Raw genomic sequence first — 17,895 nt, forward strand, 5'->3', positions numbered from 1 at the left:
CTAGGTGGTGAGTAGTGCTGGATCTATCATTTGGACACAAATCGTTCCATTGCCCAGGAGACAGACGGCATGGCTGGTCAGAGCGTTGAGGGCGGGCTGCGGTTCGCCGTGCTCGGTCCCGTCCGCGCGTGGCGCGAGGGGCAGGAACTCGACCTGGGCACCCCGCTGCAACGCTCCATCCTCGGCATGCTGCTCCTGCGGGAGGGCCGGGCGGTCTCGCCCGCCGAGATGATCGACGCCGTCTGGGGCGAGGACGCGCCGCCCCGCGCCCTGGGCGCGCTGCGCACGTACGTCTCCCGCCTGCGCACGGTCCTCGAACCCGACAGGCCCGCCCGTTCCCGCCCCGAGCTGCTGACCTCCATCGGCCGCGGCTACGCGCTCCGCCTGCCCAACGACGCCCTCGACCTGACCCGCTTCGAACGCGGCATCGCCGAGGCCGAGTCCGCGCGCAAGTCCGGCCGCCTCTCCGCCGCCGCCGAGGGCATGCGGGCCGCGCTGACCCTGTTCGAGGGCGAGCCGCTGGCCGGAGCCGTCGGCCCGTACGCCGAGCACCAGCGCGACCGCCTGGCCGAACGCCGCGTCAGCGTCATCGAGACCCTCATGGACCTCGACCTGGAGCTGGGCGACCACGCCGCGGTCGTGTCCGAGCTGATCGCGCTCACCGCCGAGCACCCGCTGCGCGAACGGCTGCGCGCCCAGCTCATGCTGGCCTACTACCGGTGCGGACGGCAGGGCGACGCGCTCAACGTGTTCACCGAGACGCGCGAGGCGTTGATCGACGAGCTGGGCATCGAGCCCGGCAGCGAGCTGACCACGCTCCACCAGCGCATCCTGGCCGCCGACCCGGCGCTCGCCCTCACGCCTCCCCCGTCCGCGGCCGAGCAGGCCGCCGACGAGCACGAGGCCGAGGAGGAGCCGCCCGCGCTCGAACTGCCGCGTCCCGCGCAGCTCCCCGCCGCGGTCAACGACTTCACCGGGCGCAAGGAGGTGGCCGTCCGCGTCCACACCCTGCTGTCCTCGCAGTCGTCGGCGGAGGGCGTGCCGGTGGTGGCGCTGTGCGGCATCGGCGGCGTCGGCAAGACCACGCTGGCCGTCCACGTGGCGCACACGGCCGACGACCTGTTCCCCGACGGCCAGCTCTACGCCGACCTGCGCGGTCACAGCGACGAGGTGACCGCGCCGGAGTCGGCGCTCGGCGGCTTCCTGCGCGCGCTCGGCGTCCCCCCTGACGTCATCCCCGACGGCCTGGCCGAACGTTCGGCGCTCTACCGCTCGCTGCTGTCCGACCGGCGCATCCTCGTGCTGCTGGACAACGCCCGCGACGCCGACCAGGTCAGCCCGCTGCTGCCGGGCTCGCCGGGCTGCGCCACGATCGTCACCAGCCGGGCCAAGCTGGCCGACCTGCCCGCGGCCAGGCTGATCGACCTCGACGTCATGGAGCCGGACGAGGCGCTGTCGCTGTTCTCCACCGTGGCCGGTCCCGAGCGGGTGGCGGCCGAGCACGGCGCCGCCATGGACGTGGTCGCCGCCTGCGGATTCCTGCCGCTGGCCGTCCGGATCGTGGCCGCGCGGCTGGCCGCCCGCCCCTCCTGGACGGTCGCCTCGCTGGTGCCCAGGCTGGCCGACGAGCAGCGCCGCCTCGACGAGCTGCGCGTGGGCAACCTGGCCGTCGAGGCCACGTTCGCGCTCGGTTACGGCCAGCTCGAACCCGCCCAGGCCCGCGCTTTCCGCCTGCTGTCCCTGCCGAAGGGCCCCGACATCTCGATCGGCGCCGCCGCGGCCGTGCTGGCGATGACCATGTACGAGGCCGAGGAGCTGCTGGAGTCGCTGGTCGACATGAGCCTCCTGGAGGCCACCGCGCCCGGCCGCTACCGCTTCCACGACCTGCTCAGGCTGTTCGCCAGGCGCGTCCTGGACAAGACCGAGCGTCCCGAGGACAAGTCGCTGGCGTTGCGCCGGCTGCTCGGCTTCTACCTGGCCTCGTCCCGGTCCGCCCATCAGCTGGCCTACGAGGGCAGCATGATCCCCGACAACCTGGCCGTGGTCGGCAGCGGGCTCACCTTCACCTCCGTCGACGAGGCCGTGGCCTGGCTGATCTCCGAGGGCGACTCGCTGTTCGCGGCCATCAACCAGGCCGCGACCGCATCCCCCACGGGCGAGCAGCTGCTACCGGCCGCCGACATGCTGGTGGCCATGGAACCGCTGCTGGAGGCCGGTACCCACACCCGCGAGTTCGACCAGGGCACCCGCGCGGTGCTCGCCGCCGCGCTGAGCCTGGACGACGAGGCGAGCGAGCTGCGCTCGCGTTACGTGCTGGGCCGCGTGCTGTTCGCGAGCAACCGGCTCTCGGAGTCCGAGACGCACTTCCGCCGCGTGTACGAGCTCTCCGACGCCCGCCACGAGAAGATCGTCACCGGCGAGGTGCTCAACGCGCTGGCCGTCGTCGTCGGCCGGCAGCGCCGCCACACCGAGGCCCTGGCCCTGTTCGACGCCGCCTCCCGCTACTACCGCGAGAACGGCGTGCCCGCCGGCGAGGCCCTGGTGCTCAGCTACTCGGCCCGCGACCACCTGGGCCTCGGCCACGCCGACGACGCCATCGCGGCGGCGGAGAAGGGCCTGGCCATCTTCACCGAGATCGGCAGCGGCGCCGGCACCGCCCGCGCCCGCTACCACCTGGGCATCGTGCTCAGCCGGGTCGGCCGGCTCACCGAGGCGGTGCACCACCACGCCGAGTGCCTGGCCTTCTTCCGTTCCAGCAAGCAGCGCGTCTGGGAGCAGCGCGTGTGCTCCCGGCTGGCCGAGACGTTCATCGCCGCCGGGCGCTACCCCGACGCCGTACGCCACGCCGAGCAGGCCCTCGTGGTCTCGCGCGAGATCGGCCACCCGTACGGCGAGGCGCTCTCGCTCACCGTGCTCGGCCGGGCGCTACGCGGACTTGGCAGCACCGGGCGGAGCCTGGACTGCCTCCGGCAGGCCTACGACGTCTTCACCAGGCTCGGCGCCCCCGAAGCCGGCGACCTGAAACTCCTGCTGGACGGCTTCGCCGTCGAACGGTCCGTCGTCGAGTCCTGAGTACAGCTCGTCGTCCAGACGTGTCATCCACACATGGTTGATCACAGCTGTCCTTCGTCAATGCCGATGGCAGCCCGGCCGGTCATCCTGACCGCCACGCGTCGCCAGGGGGCCCGGTCATCCGGATGCTTCGCGTGACGGCTAGCCGCCTCACATCAGACGACCGGCCGGACTCGACACGGGACCTTTGAACCCCCCAGGCCCGCGTCTCGGTCAAGAGCTTCCACCCGGGGGGTCAACGTCGGATCAACGGTGAATCAAAGCAGGAAATAACCCTCGGCGATGAGCGGCCGGATCGCGTCGGCGTTGGGGATCTCGCCGTCGCCGACCAGCTCGGCGATCACGTTGAGCAGCGGCCCGAGCGCCAGGTCGCCGTCGCACACGCCGGCCAGCGCGGCCTCGACGGTGCCGACCTCCCTGCTGCGCCGCAGCCCCTGCGTCTGGCGCAGCACGATCCGGATCGGGTCCTCGGCGCCGGGCAGGCCGACACGCTCGTCGAGCACCCCTTCTGCCGTGCGCAGCAGCGCCCCGTCGAGGTCGGCGGCCCGGTGGGCGGCGGCGATCGCGTCGAGCACGTCGTCGACGTAGTCGCCGACCGGGAGGGCCACCTGGTGGGGAAGGTGCTCCACGCGCACGACCGGGTCGAGCGTGCCCGAGTTGCGCATGGTGATCCAGCCGAAGCCGATGCCCTCGACCTTGCGCTCGTCGAACCAGGCCAGCCACCGGTCGTAGTGGTCGGTGTAGCCCTTGGTGCCCTGCTCGGCGGCGTCCTTGAGCCACAGCTCGACGTATTCGGCCGGGTCCTGGACGTCGCGCTGGACGACCCAGGCGTCGCAGCCGGTCTCGCGCAGCCAGCCGCCCACCCGGTCGTGCCAGTCCTCGCCCTCGACGTGCAGCCAGTTGGCCAGGAAGTGGGCCTGTCCGCCGGGCGCCAGGTGGCGCGGGGTGCGGCGGACGAGGTCGCGGCAGAAGTCGTCGGCCTCGCCGCCGGACTCGCGGTAGGTCAGCGTGCGCTCGGCCCCGGGGGCGATGACGAACGGCGGGTTGCTGACGACCAGGTCGAACAGCTCGTCCTCGACCGGCTCGAACATCGACCCCACCCGGGCGTCGACACCCGGCACGCCGGACAGCTCCCAGCTCAGCCGGGCCAGCTCGACGGCGCGCGGGTTGAGGTCTGTCGCCACCACCTGCTCGGCGCGGCCGGCCAGGTGCAGCACCTGGACGCCGCAGCCGGTGCCGAGGTCGAGCGCGCGCGGGACGGCACGCCTGGTGACGAGCTGGGCCAGGTTGGCCGAGGCGCCGCCCGCCCCCACGACGTGGTCGGCCCGCAGCGCCGGGTCGCCGGGCCGGACCTTGCGGTCGGAGACCACGTAGCCGCCGGTCTCCCAGGGCTGGAGGTGCACGGTCGCCCTGATCAGGTCGCCGTCGGCCGACACCAGGCCCGACTCCAGGACGGCGGCCGGCACGGCCCTGGCCGGGACCGGCACGCCGAGCCACCAGAGCCTGATCAGGGTGGCCAGGGGGTCACCGTCGGCGGTCGCCCGCAGAGCCGGGACGAGCTCCTCCCGCGCCAGGGCCGAGGCCGCCATGGCGCCGAGCCGGTCGCGGACGCCGTCGATCGTGTAGCCGGTTTCGAGGAGGTGATGGCGCAGTCGTTCCACGGACACCATCCTTTCACCAGCCACCGACAGTGCTCATACTGTTACGTACACCCCCAAGCGTTCTGCAAGCCATGGACAAGTGGGTGGCGGTATCTCTAAGGGTGCAAGACGCCGCACCGAGGAGCGCGCCACCATGCTGATCCCCTGCCTGGCCTGCGAATCGCGATTCGGGCCCGACGAGTACTTCAACGCCTGCTCCGACTACAACCGTGGCCTGGACCTCGTCTCGTGGACCTGCCCGCGCTGCGGCAACCGCGACGACCTGCGGGTGCTGCCCGGCGAGCTGGGGTTCGGCTATCCCTCGCGCGGCAGGTTCGACGTCCACGACCGGGTGCGCGTGCCCGGCCTGCGCAGGCAGCGCGGCGACCTGCGGCTGGACATCTCCCTCGACCGCTCCCGCTGGCAGGTCAGGACGCGGATCCGGCAACCGGCCTGACCGGCGCGCACGCGTAGGCGGGCGGCTCGCCCCGCAGCAGCCGCGCGATGTCCTCCACCAGCGCCTCCGCCAGCTCCTCCAGGCTCTCCCCGGTGGCCTCGCCCAGTCTGGGCGTGAGCACGACGTTCGGCAGCCTGGTCAACGGGTGGGCCGGATCGAGCCATTCGCCCTCGAAGTGGTCGAGCCCGGCGCCGCCGACCTGGCCCTGCCGCAGCGCGTCCACCAGGGCGGTCAGGTCGTGCAGGGCTCCGCGCGAGGTGTTGAGGTAGATCGCGCCGTGGCGCATCGCGCCGAACTCGCTGTAGCCGAAGAAGCCCCTCGTGTCCGGGGTCAGCGGCACGTGCAGCGACACCACGTCGGCCTCCGCCAGCAGCGCGGGCAGGGTGTGCGTGGCCTCGGGGACGAACGGGTCGCAGGTGACCACCCGCATGCCCAGCCCCTGGCAGCGCCAGCGCATGGCCCGGCCGATCCGTCCGAGGCCCACGATGCCCAGCGTGCGGCCGGTGAGCCGTCTGCCGCGGTGGCGTTGGGCCGGGGGCACCCTGCCGCGGTGCGCCCGGCCCCTGCGCACCTCACGGTCGGCGGTGACGATGTTCCTGCTGACCGCGAACAGCAGCGCGAGCGTCAGCTCGGCCACCGCCTCCGGGTCGCGGTCGGGGGCGTGCAGGACGGTGACCCCGCGTTCGGCGGCCAGGCGCAGGTCCACGCCCGTGGGGGCGCCCAGGCTGGCCACGATGTCGATGTGAAGTCCGAGTACCGAGGTGCGAACCTGGTCGCCGTCGGTGATGAGCACGTTCGCGCCGGTCTCGATGACCAGGTCGGCGAGCTGCTCGTCGGTGAAGCCGACGCTGGGCCGCGGAGGAGCCTCGGCCACGTCGGCGACCTCGCCCAGGCGGGCGAGCGCGCTCTCCGGCAGGTCGGGCAGTACCAGAGCCCGAGGTCTTCTCACATTTGGACAATAACACCACAGACGGTACTCAGATCATTGCTCCCCGCGCTGGCGGAGACTCTGCCAGGCCGCCTCGCCCAGGCCCTTGATCTCTTCCTCGGTCGGGGTGTGCGCCCCGGCGAACCACAGGCGGCACATCTCCTGCGCGGGACCGAGCCACAGGACGTAGCACATGGTGGCGTGGACGGGCTGGAGCCGGCCGTTCTTCATGTGCGGCTTCCACCAGTCGGAGACCTGGCGGAAGAACGCCCGCCTGGCCTCGGCGACCTCCGCGCCGCCCGGCTCGTGCTTGCGCGGCGGGCGCTCGCTGACCAGGATCCTGGCCCGCTCGGGGTGCTCGCCGGCCCAGCGCATGTGGAAGGCGACCACGGCCTCGATGCCGGCGCGGGCGTCGTCGTGGCCGACCAGCTCGGCGAGGAACGCCTGCTGGTAGGCGTCGAGGATCTCGGCGTACAGAACGCCGTAGACATGTTCCTTGCTGGCGAAGTGGTGGTAGAAGCTGCCGACGCTTACACCGCTCTCCTCGCGCAGACTGGCCAGCGTGGTGGCCGAGACACCGTCCTGGCTGAAGCGGCGGAGGGCACCCTCGATGATGCGGGTGCGGCCGTCGCGTCCGTTCTTGACACTCTTCACACTGTCAATGGTGTGCTACCAGAACCTTGTTCCGCAAATACTCCGGCCAGATCGATCATAGCGGTCACCTCGACCGTCCCGGACGCGACCTTCATCCTGGCGTCCGGCCACAGCCTGCGGACGAGCCCGAGCACCCGCCGGTTCTCGCCCAGCACGTCCATCCCCACGGTACGCGCGCCCCGCCCGGCGGCCCTGAGCAGCAAGGCGTCGACGAGCCACGGGCCGAGCCCGCACCCCTGCCAGCGGTCGGCCACGACGACGGCGATCTCGACGTCGGCGCAGCCGCCCCGGTAGCTCATGGCGTGCCCGACGATCTCGTCCCCGGCGGTGACGACGAGCGCGTCGCGGCGTTCGTCCAGGGTCAGCAGGGTGCGTACGAGGTGGGCGGCCGGGACGGCCAGGCCGGTGAAGAACCGCAACGTCTGCGTGTGCAGAGACAACCCGGTCAGGAAGCGTCTGATCCGTTCCTCGTCGTCCGGGCGGACCGGGCGGATCTGAGTTCCGTGCATAGACTCAGCGTGCCTTTCAGAGCTGGGTCTGTCAATTGAACTCAGATATGATGGGGAGATGAACGTGCCGTTCCGATTGGGCTTCCGGGTGGACAACTGCTCGATCGAGCGCACCCTGGACATCGTCGGCGAGAAGTGGACATTCCTGGTGCTGCGCGAGGCGTTCCGCGGCGTACGGCGGTTCGCCGACATGCAGGCGATCACCGGCGCCCCCCGCCAGGTGCTCAGCGCCCGCCTGGCCCGGCTGGTCGACGAGGGCCTGCTGCGCAAGGAGCCCTACCGCGAGCCCGGCCAGCGCCAGCGCGACGAATACCGGCTGACCGACAAGGGCCGCGACCTCTATCCGCTGCTGGTCGCGCTCATGCACTGGGGTGACAAGTACCTGGCCGACGACGAGGGCCCGCCGGTGCGGCTCACCCACCGCGACTGCGGCGCCCCCGTCGAGCTGCGCTTCCGCTGCGCAGAGGGCCACGAGGTGGCCGGTCCGCGCGAGGTGACGCCGGTGCCCGGCCCGGGCCCCGGGCTGCGGAGCGTCTAGCCGGACGGCCGCGTGAGGGAGCACCCGCACCGGTGCCTAACCTTGAAGCGTGTACCGGTTCCTGCTGACGCCCCGGTGGCTGGCGCTCCACGTCGTGGTGCTGCTGGTCATCCCCTCGTTCGTGTTCCTGGGCAGGTGGCAGTTCGGGCGTTTCGAGGAGCGGTCCGACAACAAGGACAGGGTGACCTCCAACATCGAGGCCGCCCCCGCCCCGCTCGACCGGCTCACGGCTCCCGGCCGGCAGGTCGGCGAGGCCGACCGCTACCGCACGGTCGTCGCCTCCGGCACGTACGACGCCGCCAACGGCCTGCTCGTACGCCGCCGCCCGCAGGAGGGCCAGAACGGCTTCTACGTCCTGACCCCCCTCGTCACCGGCGACGGCGCCGCGGTGATCGTCAACCGCGGCTGGATCCCGGCCGCCGCCAGCGCCGACGCGGCTCCCCCGGTCCCCGCCCCGCCCACCGGACAGGTAACTGTCACCGGACGGCTACGTCTGAGCGAGACCGAAGACTCCACCGGCATCCGCGAACGGTCCGGCCTGCCGGACGGCCAGGTGCTGCTGATCGACGCGGACAAGATCGGGAAGCGGTGGCCGTACCGGCTGGTGGGCGGCTATGTCGAGCTCACCGGGCAGCAGCCGGCGTCCGGCTCGGCACCCGCGCCGGTGCCCGCGCCCGACGTCGGCTCCGGCGGCGGGCTCAACCTGGCCTACGGGGTCCAGTGGTGGTTGTTCATCGGCATCGCCATCGGTGGCTGGATCATGCTGATCCGGCGCGAGGTGGCCGAGCGGAAGGCCGGAAAGGCCTCCGGCGAGCCCGTGGCGTCCCCGGAGGCGGAAACCGCCGCCAACTAAGGTTGAAGGGTGATCCGCCACATTGAGTTCACCAATCTCCGCAACTTTCGTGACGTAGGTGGATATGCCACCGAAGACGGGCGTACCGTCCGGTGGCAGCGGCTCTACCGGGCCGACTCCCTGGGCTGGCTGTCCGGCGACGACCTGGCCGCCTTCCACGCGCTGCGCGTGCGCACTGTCATCGACCTGCGGCATTCCTCCGAGGTCGAGAGGTCCGGCCGGGTGCCGGAGACCGAAGGGCTGACCTACCGGAACCTGCCGATCGAGGGCCGCGCCTGGAACATCGCCGAGTTCAGCGAGGAGCTCGGCGTCGAGCGCTACCTCGCCGACCGGTACCTGGAGATGACCGAGGACGGCGTGGCGAACCTGCGCACCGCCGTGGAGACGATCGCCGTCGACGACAACGCGCCGGTCGTCGTCCACTGCGCGGTGGGCAAGGACCGCACCGGCCTGCTCACCGCGCTGATCCTCTCCCTGGCCGGCGTGGCCGAGGACGACATCGTCGCCGACTACGCCCTGACCGGCCTGGCCACCGAGCGCTTCATCGCCGACCGGCACACCAGGCATCCGGAGGCCCTGATGTGGCCGGGGTTCGGCCAGGCCCCCGCCCAGGCCATGCGCCTGTTCCTGGACGACCTGATCGAGCGGCACGGCTCCGTCGAGCGCTACGTCACCGGCGTCCTCCAGGTCGAGCGGTCCACCATCGCCGAACTTCGCCGAAATCTCCTGACTGATTCGATCTCCCGCGGGTAGAAGCCGCCGGGGTCCGCAAGGGGCAGCATCCTCAAGGACCCCACGGCCCGGGACCGCCGCCATCCCCCTCCAGGCGGTCCCGGGTACGAACGTATGGATACCCAACGGATACGTCGCAGCTTGTTCGACGTTATGCCGTCGTCGTACGGTTACCTGCGTGACTACGCCGCTGCTCCCCGACCCTGATCCCCGGCGGCGCGACTATGTGATCATCTCTGCCGACGATCACCTGATCGAGCCTCCTGACCTCTTCGAGGACAGGCTCCCGGAGAAATACGCCGACGTCGCGCCCAAGGTCGTGGAGACGGACGCCGGTCACCAGGTCTGGCGCTACGGCGGGGCCACGTACCCGTGCGCGGGCATCGACGTGGGCGCCGGGCTGCCGCGCGAGCAGTGGACCCTGGATCCGGTCAGGTTCGAGCAGATGCGTCCCGGCTGCCACGACATCGAGGCCCGCGTCCAGGACATGGACGTCGCCGGCATCTGGGCGGCGCTCTGCTTCCCCGGCATGCTGGCCGGCCAGGCGGGCATGCCGTTCGCCAGGACCCGCGACCAGGAGCTCGGCCTGGCCCTGGTCAAGGCGTGGAACGACTGGCACATCGACGTCTGGGCCGGCACCTACCCCGAGCGGATCATCGGCCTGCAACTGCCCTGGCTGCCCGATCCGGACATCGCCGCCAAGGAGATCAGGGCCAACGCCGCCCGCGGCTTCAAGGCCGTGGTCTTCCCCGAGTTCCCGACCAGGCTCAGGCTGCCGTCGATCCACACCGGCCACTGGGACCCGTTCTTCGCCGCCTGCGAGGAGACCGGCACGGTCGTGGCCCTGCACACCGGCGACTCCTCCTGGTCGCCCGTGCCCTCTCCCGACACGCCCATCGAGGCGATCACCACGCTGATGCCCACCAGCGCCATGTTCGCCTGCGCCGACTGGCTCTGGTCGGGCCTGCCGCTGCGCTTCCCCGGGCTGCGCATCCTCATCGTCGAGGGCGGGGTCGGCTGGCTGCCGATGCTGGCCGAGCGCGCCGACTACGCGCTCGACCACCCGGTCGCCGGCGAGGCCGCCTGGGACGGCGGCCTGAAGCCCAGCGAGGTGCTGCGCCGCAACTTCTTCTTCGGCACGCTCGACGACCACGCGCTGTCCGGCGTGCGCCTCGCGGTCGGGCTCGACCACGTGCTGCAGGAGAGCGGCTATCCGCACTCCGACTCGACGTGGCCCGACACCCAGAAGGCCGTGGCCGCCAACCTCGGCGCGCTCCCGCCCGCCGACATCGCCAGGGTCGCCTACGGCAACGCCGCCCGCCTGTTCGGGCATCCGCTGCCCTCGCGCGCCTGGTTGCGGATGGAGGAGATCTAACCCTCGTCCTCGACCAGCCTGGCCTGGATGACCTTGCGCTCGTGCTCGACGTAGCGACCGCTCTCGCCGAGCAGCGAGGCGATCAGCCACAGGAACACGCCGAAGTCGTCGGCCACCCCGATGAGCACCAGGAAGTCGGGGATGACGTCGATCGGCGACAGGATGTAGACCACGCCGAGCGCCATCAGGGCGAGCCTGCCCTTGCCCATGCCGTCGTAGCGGCCGCGCGTGACCGCGCCGATCATGCGCGGGATCGCCCGCACCCTGGTCATCATTCCCGGCGTGCCAGGCTTGGTCACCTCGCGGTACGTCCGCCACGCCGCCGCTGCCCGTGCTGCCTTCGCCATCATGAGGAACCTCCTACCCCCGGCTTCTCACGACATAACGCGTCAGCCGGGTGAGGGGTTCCTGACGGTCACCGCATGGCGGCATGCACGAACGGGCTGACCTGCTCGATCCGCGCGGCCACCCGGATCAGCAGATCCTCCCGGCCCGCCGCCGCCACGAGCTGCACGCCGACCGGCAGCCCCGCCGCGTTCCTGTGCAGCGGCAGCGAGATCGCCGGCTGGCCGGTCGCGTTGATCGGCGAGGTGTAGGCCACCACCTGCGCGGTCCTGCCGAACGCGGTGCTCAGGTCGGCGGGCGGGATCCAGCCGAGCGGGAACGGCGCCGCCCCCGACGACGGCATCAGCAGCAGGTCGTTGCCCTCGGCCCACCAGGAGGCCATGCGGCGGCGGAAGCCGTCCACCCATTGGGTGGCCAGGATGTGGTCGGCCGCGCTGTTGGCGCGGGCCGCGGCGACCATGGCCGCGTTGCGCGGTTCGAGCTCGTCCTGCTCCACCGGCCTGCCGCGGGCCGCGCCCAGGCTCAGCACGTGCGCGGCGAGGTTGTTGGCGACGATGGCGCCGAAGTGCCGGGCGAACTCCGGTTCGGCGAGCGCCCGCGGGCCGCCGGGGGCCACGTCGTGCCCGAGGCTCTCCAGCAGCGCCGCCGCCCTGGTGACGGCCTCGGCCAGGTCGGGATCGGCGGGCACGTCCTGCCGCGGGTGGGCGGTCAGGAAGCCGACGCGCAGCCGTCCGGGGTCGGCGTCCAGCTCGGCGGTCAGCGGGCCGGGCAGCGCCGGGGCGTCGTAGGGGTCGCCCGGCTCGTAGCCGGAGACCGCGTCGAGCGCGGCCGCCGTGTCGCGGACGGACCTGCTCACGAACCCCGGGCAGGAGAAGCCGCTCCAGCCCTCGCCCGCGGACGGGCCCATGCTCAGCCGGCCGCGCGTCGGCTTGAGCCCGACCAGACCGCACAGCGAGGCGGGGACGCGGATCGAACCGCCGCCGTCGCTCGCCGTGGCCAGCGCGACCATGCCGGCGGCCACCGCCGCCGCCGAGCCGCCGCTCGACCCGCCCGCCGAGTACGCCGGGTCGTAGGGGTTGCGGGTGGGGCCGAACGCCGCCGGCTCGGTCGTGACCGTGCTGCCGAACTCGGGGGTGTTCGTCCGGCCCAGCAGCACGAATCCCGCCCGGCGCAGGCGGACGACGCCGTGGCCGTCCTGGGCGTCGTCCAGGCCGTCGAGCACCCGCGAGCCCGCGCCGTACGGCTCGCCCGCCTGCCGCCAGCCGAGGTCCTTGAGCAGGATCGGCACGCCGCGGAAGGGCGCGTCCGCCGGAAGGGCGTCGATCTCGGCCAGCGCCCGCTCGAACCGCCGGTGGACGACGGCGTTGAGCTCGCCGTCGTGGGCCTCGATGGCGGCGATGGCGGCCTCTGCCAGCTCGCGGGCCGACACCTGCCCGTCCCTGACCGCCTGGGCCTGGCCGACGGCGTCGAGCCGCAGCACGTCGTCCATCAGCCCTCCCGGATGGGGGCCAGGTCGCGTACGGCCTGCTCGATCGGCACCTCGCCGCCGGGGATGGGCGCGAGCACCGGCGTGTCGAGCCCGTTGTCGACGTACCGGCGGATCCTGGCCCGGCAGGTGGCGGCGTCGCCGTGGACGACGAGGGCGTCGACCACCTCGTCCGGGATGGCCTTGAGCGCGGCCTGGCGGTCGCCCGCCGTCCACGCCTCGTGCATGGGACGCAGCACCTCGCCCCGGCCCAGCCAGTCGTGGAAGGCGGCGTACGCGGGGACGGTCAGGTAGCCGGCCAGCATCCGCCGGGCCATCTCGCGCACCTTGTCGGCGTCCTCGCTCACGCAGACGAACAGGCGGGCGATCAGCTCGGTGTCCGGGCCGATCTCGGCGCGCACCTTGGGCACGTCCTCGGGGGCGAGCCAGTTGGTGATCGCGCCGTCGGCCTCCTCGGCGGCCAGGCGCAACATCCGGGGCCGCAGCGCGGCCAGCACGATCCTGGGGGCGGTCTTCGGCGCCCGTTCCAGCCTGAATCCCTTGATCTCGAACGTCTCGTACCGCTCGGAGACCTTCTCCCCCGCCAGCGCCCTTCTGAGGAAGCGCAGCGTGTCTCGGGTGCGCGCGTACGGCTTGGCGAACTCCCCGGCGTTCCACCGCTCGACGATCGCCGGCGAGGAGGAGCCGATGCCGAGCACGAACCGGCCGGGCGCCAGGTCGGCCAGGGTGGCCGCGGACATGGCCAGCAATCCCGGCCCCCGCGTGGAGACCGGGACGATCGCGCTCCCGAGCCGCATCCCCGGAGCCCACTGCGTGGCCAGCGCCAGCGGGACGAACCCGTCGTTCCCGTTGACCTCGGCCGACCAGGCGTCGGTGTAGCCGAGGCCCGGCAGCTCCGCGATCAGCTCTTGCGACTTCGCCAGGGAACGGTCGTAGAAGGGGATGGTCATGCCCCAGTTCGGCGTCATTCAGGGCCTCCGGTTCGATGACGGTGAGCCGACCATACCAAGCGGTATGTCGCTACCAGGAGCCCCTCAGGCCCGCAATTCGTGCACCGCCGCGATGAAGTCCTTCGTGATCCCCTGCAACCCAGGCAGATGCGACAACCCCACCAGCCGATCCACCAGCGGCACCGTCACCTCGATCAGCCGGTACGTGCGCACGCACCCCGGCGAGGTGTCGTGCACCCAGAACAGCACCATGCCCATCGACAACAACCACAGCAGCTCGGGCAGCTCGGCCCGCAGCTCGGCGTTCATCCGGTCCTTCGACCCCTCGACCACCTCGCGGTAGATCCCGATGGACGCCTCCCGCGCCGGCGACGACTGGGCGCTGAACGGACTCAGCGGGTTCGTCGGCTCGGCCGCGTGCTTGAAGAACTTCACCGCGAACTCGTGGTACGGCTCCGACACCCGCACCCACTCGCACAGCACCCCGCTCAGCCGCGCGGCGAACGACCTCTCCGTGGCCAGGAACTCCCGGCAGGCCTGCTCGTGCTCGGCCTGCGCGCGGTCGTAATAGGCCTGGATCAGCGCCTCCTTGCTCTCGAAGTAGTAGTAGGCGTTGCCCACTGACACCCCTGCCTCGGCGGCGATGGCGCGCATGGTCGTCGCGTCGAAGCCACGCTCACGGAACAGTCGCAAGGCCGTCTCGACGATGACCTCTCGGGTGCTCTCCGATCCTCTGTTTCGGGCTTCGGACACGTTCGTCACTTTACGTCTTGAAAGCGCGGTGGGTCATGGAGTGGCACGGTGATCGCCGCCACAGGGCAAAGATGGCTATGAGACATGAGTTATCTCCTGGGAATGGTGGGATTGTCGTTTCAGGCGGAAGGGCTCTTTTCCGCGAAAAGGCATCGACATGTGGATACGTGGAACAGCGCGCACCTTCGTGGTGGCGCTCCTCGGCATTCAGATCACCATAATCGCGCTGGCGTCGGCCGCTTCCGCCGCCTCCCACCCATCAGGTGGAGAGCGGGCTCAGGCGCCAACACCGTTCAACCGTCCTGACGAGACCGGGGGGATCGACCTGTCCCTGTGGTTCCCGGAGGGGATCGACGGGCCGTGGACGAACATCCGGCAGGCCGCCGTCGAGGCAGCCATGGCGGAGACATACCAGGTCGGGCACCACCAGGCGGACCCCACGGCCGCCGAGTCGCAGCTGGGGAGGGAGGACTCAGAAGAGGCGGAGGACGCCTGGGCCGACGCCGAGGAGGCGTTCGTCGAGCAGACGTACGCCCAGGATCGCGCCGAGCGCTCAGAGGCCGCCACGAGGCCCGCGAGCGTCGAGGAGGCCGTCGTGCCTCAGTTCCGGCCGCAGAGGGCGCAGAAGCGATCTCAGCTTGATCTGGCGCGCACGGTGCCCAGGCAGGCGGCGATGCACATGACCCACGCCCTGGCCGCCCGCTGGCTGAAGAGCTCGGGCCTGCGCACGAAGTCGTCGGGCCACTGTACGAGCCGCCACATGCACCACTGCACCTCGCTCGACTCCGTAAGGGCCGGCACGATCGCCCGGATCATCGACCTCAAGCATGACAGCGGCTGCCCGGTCATGGTGACCGGCGGCACGGAGACGGGCCACGCACCCGGCCAGTACAGCCACGGGAACGGCTACAAGCTCGACATCACGCACAACGCGTGCATCGACCGCTACATCACCAGGAACCACCGCAAGACGGGGGTCCGCGGTGACGGCGCCGCGCTCTACCGTTCCGCCACCGGAACCGTCTTCGCCAACGAGAACAGCCACTGGGACATCCTGTTCCGGTGACAGGCCCCGCCCGCCGTCGCGCCGCCGGAGCCTCTCCTTGAGAAGGCGACTCTCCGTGACAGGCGACTCTCCGTGAAAAGGCGAAGGACGCCGCGACTGGCACGGCGTCCCCACGGAGTCGGCCGGGCCTACAGCTCGGAGGCCACCAGTTCGGCGATCTCCGCCGCGTTCAGCGCGGCCCCCTTGCGCAGGTTGTCGCCGCAGACGAACAGGTCGAGCGTGTTCGGGAAGTCGATCGCCTGGCGGACGCGGCCCACGTAGGTCGGGTCGTTGCCCACCACGTCGAGCGGCGTCGGGAAGACGCCGTTGGCCGGGTCGTCCATCAGCACCACCGTCGGCGCCGCCGACAGCACTCGGTGCGCGTCCTCGACCGTGATCTCCCGCTCGAAGCGGGCGTGCACGGCCAGCGAGTGCGTGGTGATGACCGGCACGCGGACGCAGGTCGCGGAGACCTTCAGGCCGGGGATGCCGAGGATCTTGCGTGACTCGTTGCGGAGCTTGAGCTCCTCGGACGCCCAGCCGCCGTCCTTGTACGAGCCCGCCCACGGCACCACGTTGAACGCGATGGGCGCCGGGAACGGCGACTCCCCGGGCAGCTTGTCGGCCAGGACGTTGCGCACGTCGCCGGCCGTCTGGCCGACCGAACGGTCGCCGGCCAGCGCCTCGACCTCGTCGTAGAGCCGCGCCGAGCCCGCCACGCCCGCGCCCGACACCGCCTGGTAGGAGGCGACGACGAGCTCCGTGAGCACGTACTCGGCGTGCAGCGCGCCCATGGCCGCCATCATCGACAGCGTGGTGCAGTTGGGGGTCGAGATGATGTTCCTGGGCCGCTCGCGCGCGTCGAGCGGGTTGACCTCCGGCACCACCAGCGGCACGTCGGGCTCCATGCGGAACGTGCCGGACTTGTCGATCGCGATCGCGCCACGCTCGGCCGCGATCGGCACCCACACGGCCGACACCTCGTCGGGCACGTCGAAGATGGCGATGTCGATGCCGTCGAAGACCTCGGGCGCCAGCGCCTGGACCACGACGTCCTCGCCGCGCACGCGCAGCACCTTGCCCGCCGAGCGCGGGGAGGCGACGAGACGGATCTCGCCCCAGATGTCCTCCCGGCTGGACACGATGTCCCGCATGACGGTGCCCACGGCGCCGGTGGCGCCGATCAGGGCGAGATTGGGCCTGCTCATCGTCCGCTACCTCCGTACACCACGGCTTCGACCTGGTCGGCGTCGAGATCGAAGGCTCGGTGGGCGGCCGCCACGGCCGCGTCGACACCGTCCTGCTCGACGATCACTGAGATGCGGATCTCCGAGGTGGAGATCATCTCGATGTTGACCCCCGCGTCGGCGAGGGCCGCGAAGAACGTCGCCGTGACGCCGGGGTGCGAGCGCATGCCCGCGCCGATCAGCGACACCTTCCCGATCTGGTCGTCGAAGAGCAGCGACTCGTAGCCGATGCGGCCCTGGATCTTCTTCAGCGCCGTCAGCGCGACCTGGCTGTCGGCCGTGGGCAGCGTGAAGGAGATGTCGGTACGGCCCGTGGCCGCCGCCGAGACGTTCTGGACGATCATGTCGATGTTGATCTCGGCTTCGGCCAGCGTTTTGAAGATCGAGGCAGCCTCGCCGACCTTGTCGGGGACCCCGACAACAGTGATCTTGGCCTCGCTCCGGTCGTGCGCGACGCCGGAGATGATCGGCTGCTCCATCTCGGTTCCTTCGGTGTAAGGGTCGGAGACGACCCACGTGCCTTCCCTGGTGCTGAACGAGCTGCGTACGTGGATCGGCAGGTCGAACCGCCGAGCGTACTCGACGCAGCGAAGATGCAGGATCTTCGCGCCGCAGGCCGCCATCTCCATCATCTCGTCGTACGAGATCCTGGGGATCTTGCGGGCCACGGGGACGATGCGCGGGTCGGCCGTGAAGATGCCGTCGACATCGGTGTAGATCTCGCAGACGTCGGCCTCCAGGGCCGCCGCGAGCGCGACGGCCGTGGTGTCGGAGCCGCCGCGGCCCAGCGTGGTGATGTCCTTGGTGTCCTGCGAGACGCCCTGGAACCCGGCCACGATCGCGATGTGCCCCTGGTCGAGCGCCTCACGGATGCGGCCCGGCGTCACGTCGATGATGCGGGCCTTGCCGTGGGTGGAGTCGGTGATCACGCCGGCCTGCGAGCCGGTGAACGAACGGGCCTCGTGGCCGAGGTTGGCGATCGCCATGGCCAGCAGGGCCATCGAGATGCGCTCTCCGGAGGTCAGCAGCATGTCGAGCTCGCGGCCCGGAGGCAGCGGCGACACCTGCTCGGCCAGGTCGAGCAGCTCGTCCGTCGTGTCGCCCATCGCGGAGACGATCACGACCACGTCGTTGCCGGTTTTTTTCGTCGCGACGATCCGCTGCGCGACCCGCTTGATGCAGGACGCGTCGGCGACGGACGAACCACCGTACTTTTGCACAACGAGCGCCACGAGAGTCTCCCGGTCTGGACTGTGAACTGCCAGTCTACTGGGGGCCTCTCATGGGGCTGATGGTTCATACCACTATGTG

At 71.2% G+C, this 17,895-nt stretch carries 17 protein-coding genes; 7 read left to right on the forward strand and 10 right to left on the reverse strand.

All coding sequences use genetic code 11. The features are described 5' to 3' along the window. Positions 1-69: 69 nt before the first annotated feature. A complete protein-coding gene (locus ACIA8R_RS01475; protein ID WP_397035877.1) occupies positions 70-3,072 on the forward strand; it encodes an AfsR/SARP family transcriptional regulator in 3,003 nt (1,000 codons plus the stop codon). A gap of 257 nt (positions 3,073-3,329) precedes the next feature. Here ACIA8R_RS01475 and ACIA8R_RS01480 read toward each other — a convergent pair whose 3' ends face one another. Then, positions 3,330-4,742, reverse strand: a complete 1,413-nt coding sequence (locus ACIA8R_RS01480) for a methyltransferase (protein ID WP_364084239.1) — start codon at positions 4,740-4,742, stop codon at positions 3,330-3,332. A 124-nt stretch (positions 4,743-4,866) separates the two neighbouring features. On the opposite strand from ACIA8R_RS01480, the gene ACIA8R_RS01485 reads away from it, so the two are divergent. Next, positions 4,867-5,169 carry a hypothetical protein gene (locus ACIA8R_RS01485; protein ID WP_357693465.1) on the forward strand — a complete coding sequence of 101 codons (303 nt, stop codon included), beginning with the start codon at positions 4,867-4,869 and terminating at the stop codon, positions 5,167-5,169. Here the strand turns inward: ACIA8R_RS01485 and ACIA8R_RS01490 are convergent. From ACIA8R_RS01490 to ACIA8R_RS01500, 3 genes are read right to left on the reverse strand one after another with little or no spacing between them, the layout of a single operon-like run. Continuing rightward, entirely contained in the window at positions 5,141-6,118 is a 978-nt protein-coding gene (locus tag ACIA8R_RS01490; protein ID WP_357693463.1) for an NAD(P)-dependent oxidoreductase, read from the reverse strand. The genes ACIA8R_RS01485 and ACIA8R_RS01490 overlap by 29 nt on opposite strands. Before the next feature lie 33 nt (positions 6,119-6,151). Further along, on the reverse strand, positions 6,152-6,751 hold the full coding sequence (locus ACIA8R_RS01495) for a TetR/AcrR family transcriptional regulator (RefSeq protein WP_364083728.1): 600 nt from the start codon (positions 6,749-6,751) through the stop codon (positions 6,152-6,154). Beyond that, positions 6,748-7,260 carry a GNAT family N-acetyltransferase gene (locus tag ACIA8R_RS01500; RefSeq protein WP_364083725.1) on the reverse strand — a complete coding sequence of 171 codons (513 nt, stop codon included), beginning with the start codon at positions 7,258-7,260 and terminating at the stop codon, positions 6,748-6,750. Before ACIA8R_RS01500 ends, ACIA8R_RS01495 begins: the two co-directional genes overlap by 4 nt. Positions 7,261-7,318: 58 nt before the next feature. Here ACIA8R_RS01500 and ACIA8R_RS01505 point away from each other — a divergent pair, with 58 nt between their 5' ends. From ACIA8R_RS01505 to ACIA8R_RS01520, 4 genes are all read left to right on the forward strand, one after another. Then, positions 7,319-7,798: a helix-turn-helix domain-containing protein gene (locus ACIA8R_RS01505; RefSeq protein WP_357693457.1), complete on the forward strand. Its 480-nt coding sequence runs from the start codon at positions 7,319-7,321 to the stop codon at positions 7,796-7,798. 49 nt (positions 7,799-7,847) lie between these two features. Continuing rightward, positions 7,848-8,651: an SURF1 family protein gene (locus ACIA8R_RS01510; protein WP_397035880.1), complete on the forward strand. Its 804-nt coding sequence runs from the start codon at positions 7,848-7,850 to the stop codon at positions 8,649-8,651. A 9-nt stretch (positions 8,652-8,660) separates the two neighbouring features. Further along, entirely contained in the window at positions 8,661-9,404 is a 744-nt protein-coding gene (locus ACIA8R_RS01515; RefSeq protein WP_397035882.1) for a tyrosine-protein phosphatase, read from the forward strand. Positions 9,405-9,561: 157 nt separating this feature from the next. Then, complete coding sequence (locus tag ACIA8R_RS01520; RefSeq protein WP_352362172.1) at positions 9,562-10,758, forward strand: amidohydrolase family protein; 1,197 nt, start codon at positions 9,562-9,564, stop codon at positions 10,756-10,758. Here the strand turns inward: ACIA8R_RS01520 and ACIA8R_RS01525 are convergent. The 4 genes from ACIA8R_RS01525 to ACIA8R_RS01540 all read right to left on the reverse strand — a co-directional run bounded on the left by ACIA8R_RS01525 (position 10,755) and on the right by ACIA8R_RS01540 (position 14,292). Continuing rightward, positions 10,755-11,108 carry a YkvA family protein gene (locus ACIA8R_RS01525; RefSeq protein WP_364083716.1) on the reverse strand — a complete coding sequence of 118 codons (354 nt, stop codon included), beginning with the start codon at positions 11,106-11,108 and terminating at the stop codon, positions 10,755-10,757. The two genes, ACIA8R_RS01520 and ACIA8R_RS01525, sit on opposite strands and share 4 nt — an antisense overlap. 65 nt (positions 11,109-11,173) lie before the next feature. Next, positions 11,174-12,592 carry an amidase gene (locus ACIA8R_RS01530; RefSeq protein ID WP_397035885.1) on the reverse strand — a complete coding sequence of 473 codons (1,419 nt, stop codon included), beginning with the start codon at positions 12,590-12,592 and terminating at the stop codon, positions 11,174-11,176. Continuing rightward, the gene (locus ACIA8R_RS01535) at positions 12,592-13,557 is read right to left on the reverse strand and encodes an LLM class F420-dependent oxidoreductase (protein ID WP_397035887.1); all 966 of its coding nucleotides are present in this window, start codon (positions 13,555-13,557) and stop codon (positions 12,592-12,594) included. Before ACIA8R_RS01535 ends, ACIA8R_RS01530 begins: the two co-directional genes overlap by 1 nt. 66 nt (positions 13,558-13,623) lie before the next feature. Beyond that, positions 13,624-14,292, reverse strand: coding sequence for a TetR/AcrR family transcriptional regulator (locus ACIA8R_RS01540; protein WP_397035889.1), 669 nt, complete (start codon positions 14,290-14,292; stop codon positions 13,624-13,626). A 157-nt stretch (positions 14,293-14,449) separates the two neighbouring features. Here ACIA8R_RS01540 and ACIA8R_RS01545 point away from each other — a divergent pair, with 157 nt between their 5' ends. After that, the gene (locus tag ACIA8R_RS01545) at positions 14,450-15,358 is read left to right on the forward strand and encodes a hypothetical protein (RefSeq protein ID WP_397035891.1); all 909 of its coding nucleotides are present in this window, start codon (positions 14,450-14,452) and stop codon (positions 15,356-15,358) included. 128 nt (positions 15,359-15,486) lie between these two features. Here ACIA8R_RS01545 and ACIA8R_RS01550 read toward each other — a convergent pair whose 3' ends face one another. Further along, positions 15,487-16,545, reverse strand: a complete 1,059-nt coding sequence (locus ACIA8R_RS01550) for an aspartate-semialdehyde dehydrogenase (RefSeq protein WP_357693440.1) — start codon at positions 16,543-16,545, stop codon at positions 15,487-15,489. Next, positions 16,542-17,816 carry an aspartate kinase gene (locus tag ACIA8R_RS01555; RefSeq protein ID WP_357693438.1) on the reverse strand — a complete coding sequence of 425 codons (1,275 nt, stop codon included), beginning with the start codon at positions 17,814-17,816 and terminating at the stop codon, positions 16,542-16,544. Before ACIA8R_RS01555 ends, ACIA8R_RS01550 begins: the two co-directional genes overlap by 4 nt. Positions 17,817-17,895: the final 79 nt, after the last annotated feature.

This window comes from Nonomuraea sp. NPDC051191 (assembly GCF_044455665.1).
In the GTDB taxonomy this organism is placed as follows: Bacteria; Actinomycetota; Actinomycetes; order Streptosporangiales; family Streptosporangiaceae; genus Nonomuraea.

Bases quoted from the DNA above. Each gene is read 5' to 3' on its own strand.
- ACIA8R_RS01485 (WP_357693465.1), top strand. From the start codon at position 4,867: ATGCTGATCCCCTGCCTGGCCTGCGAATCGCGATTCGGGCCCGACGAG.
- ACIA8R_RS01505 (WP_357693457.1), top strand. From the start codon at position 7,319: ATGAACGTGCCGTTCCGATTGGGCTTCCGGGTGGACAACTGCTCGATC.
- ACIA8R_RS01500 (WP_364083725.1), bottom strand. From the start codon at position 7,260: ATGCACGGAACTCAGATCCGCCCGGTCCGCCCGGACGACGAGGAACGG.
- ACIA8R_RS01475 (WP_397035877.1), top strand. From the start codon at position 70: ATGGCTGGTCAGAGCGTTGAGGGCGGGCTGCGGTTCGCCGTGCTCGGT.
- ACIA8R_RS01535 (WP_397035887.1), bottom strand. From the start codon at position 13,557: ATGACGCCGAACTGGGGCATGACCATCCCCTTCTACGACCGTTCCCTG.
- ACIA8R_RS01530 (WP_397035885.1), bottom strand. From the start codon at position 12,592: ATGGACGACGTGCTGCGGCTCGACGCCGTCGGCCAGGCCCAGGCGGTC.
- ACIA8R_RS01550 (WP_357693440.1), bottom strand. From the start codon at position 16,545: ATGAGCAGGCCCAATCTCGCCCTGATCGGCGCCACCGGCGCCGTGGGC.
- ACIA8R_RS01525 (WP_364083716.1), bottom strand. From the start codon at position 11,108: ATGATGGCGAAGGCAGCACGGGCAGCGGCGGCGTGGCGGACGTACCGC.
- ACIA8R_RS01545 (WP_397035891.1), top strand. From the start codon at position 14,450: ATGTGGATACGTGGAACAGCGCGCACCTTCGTGGTGGCGCTCCTCGGC.
- ACIA8R_RS01480 (WP_364084239.1), bottom strand. From the start codon at position 4,742: ATGGTGTCCGTGGAACGACTGCGCCATCACCTCCTCGAAACCGGCTAC.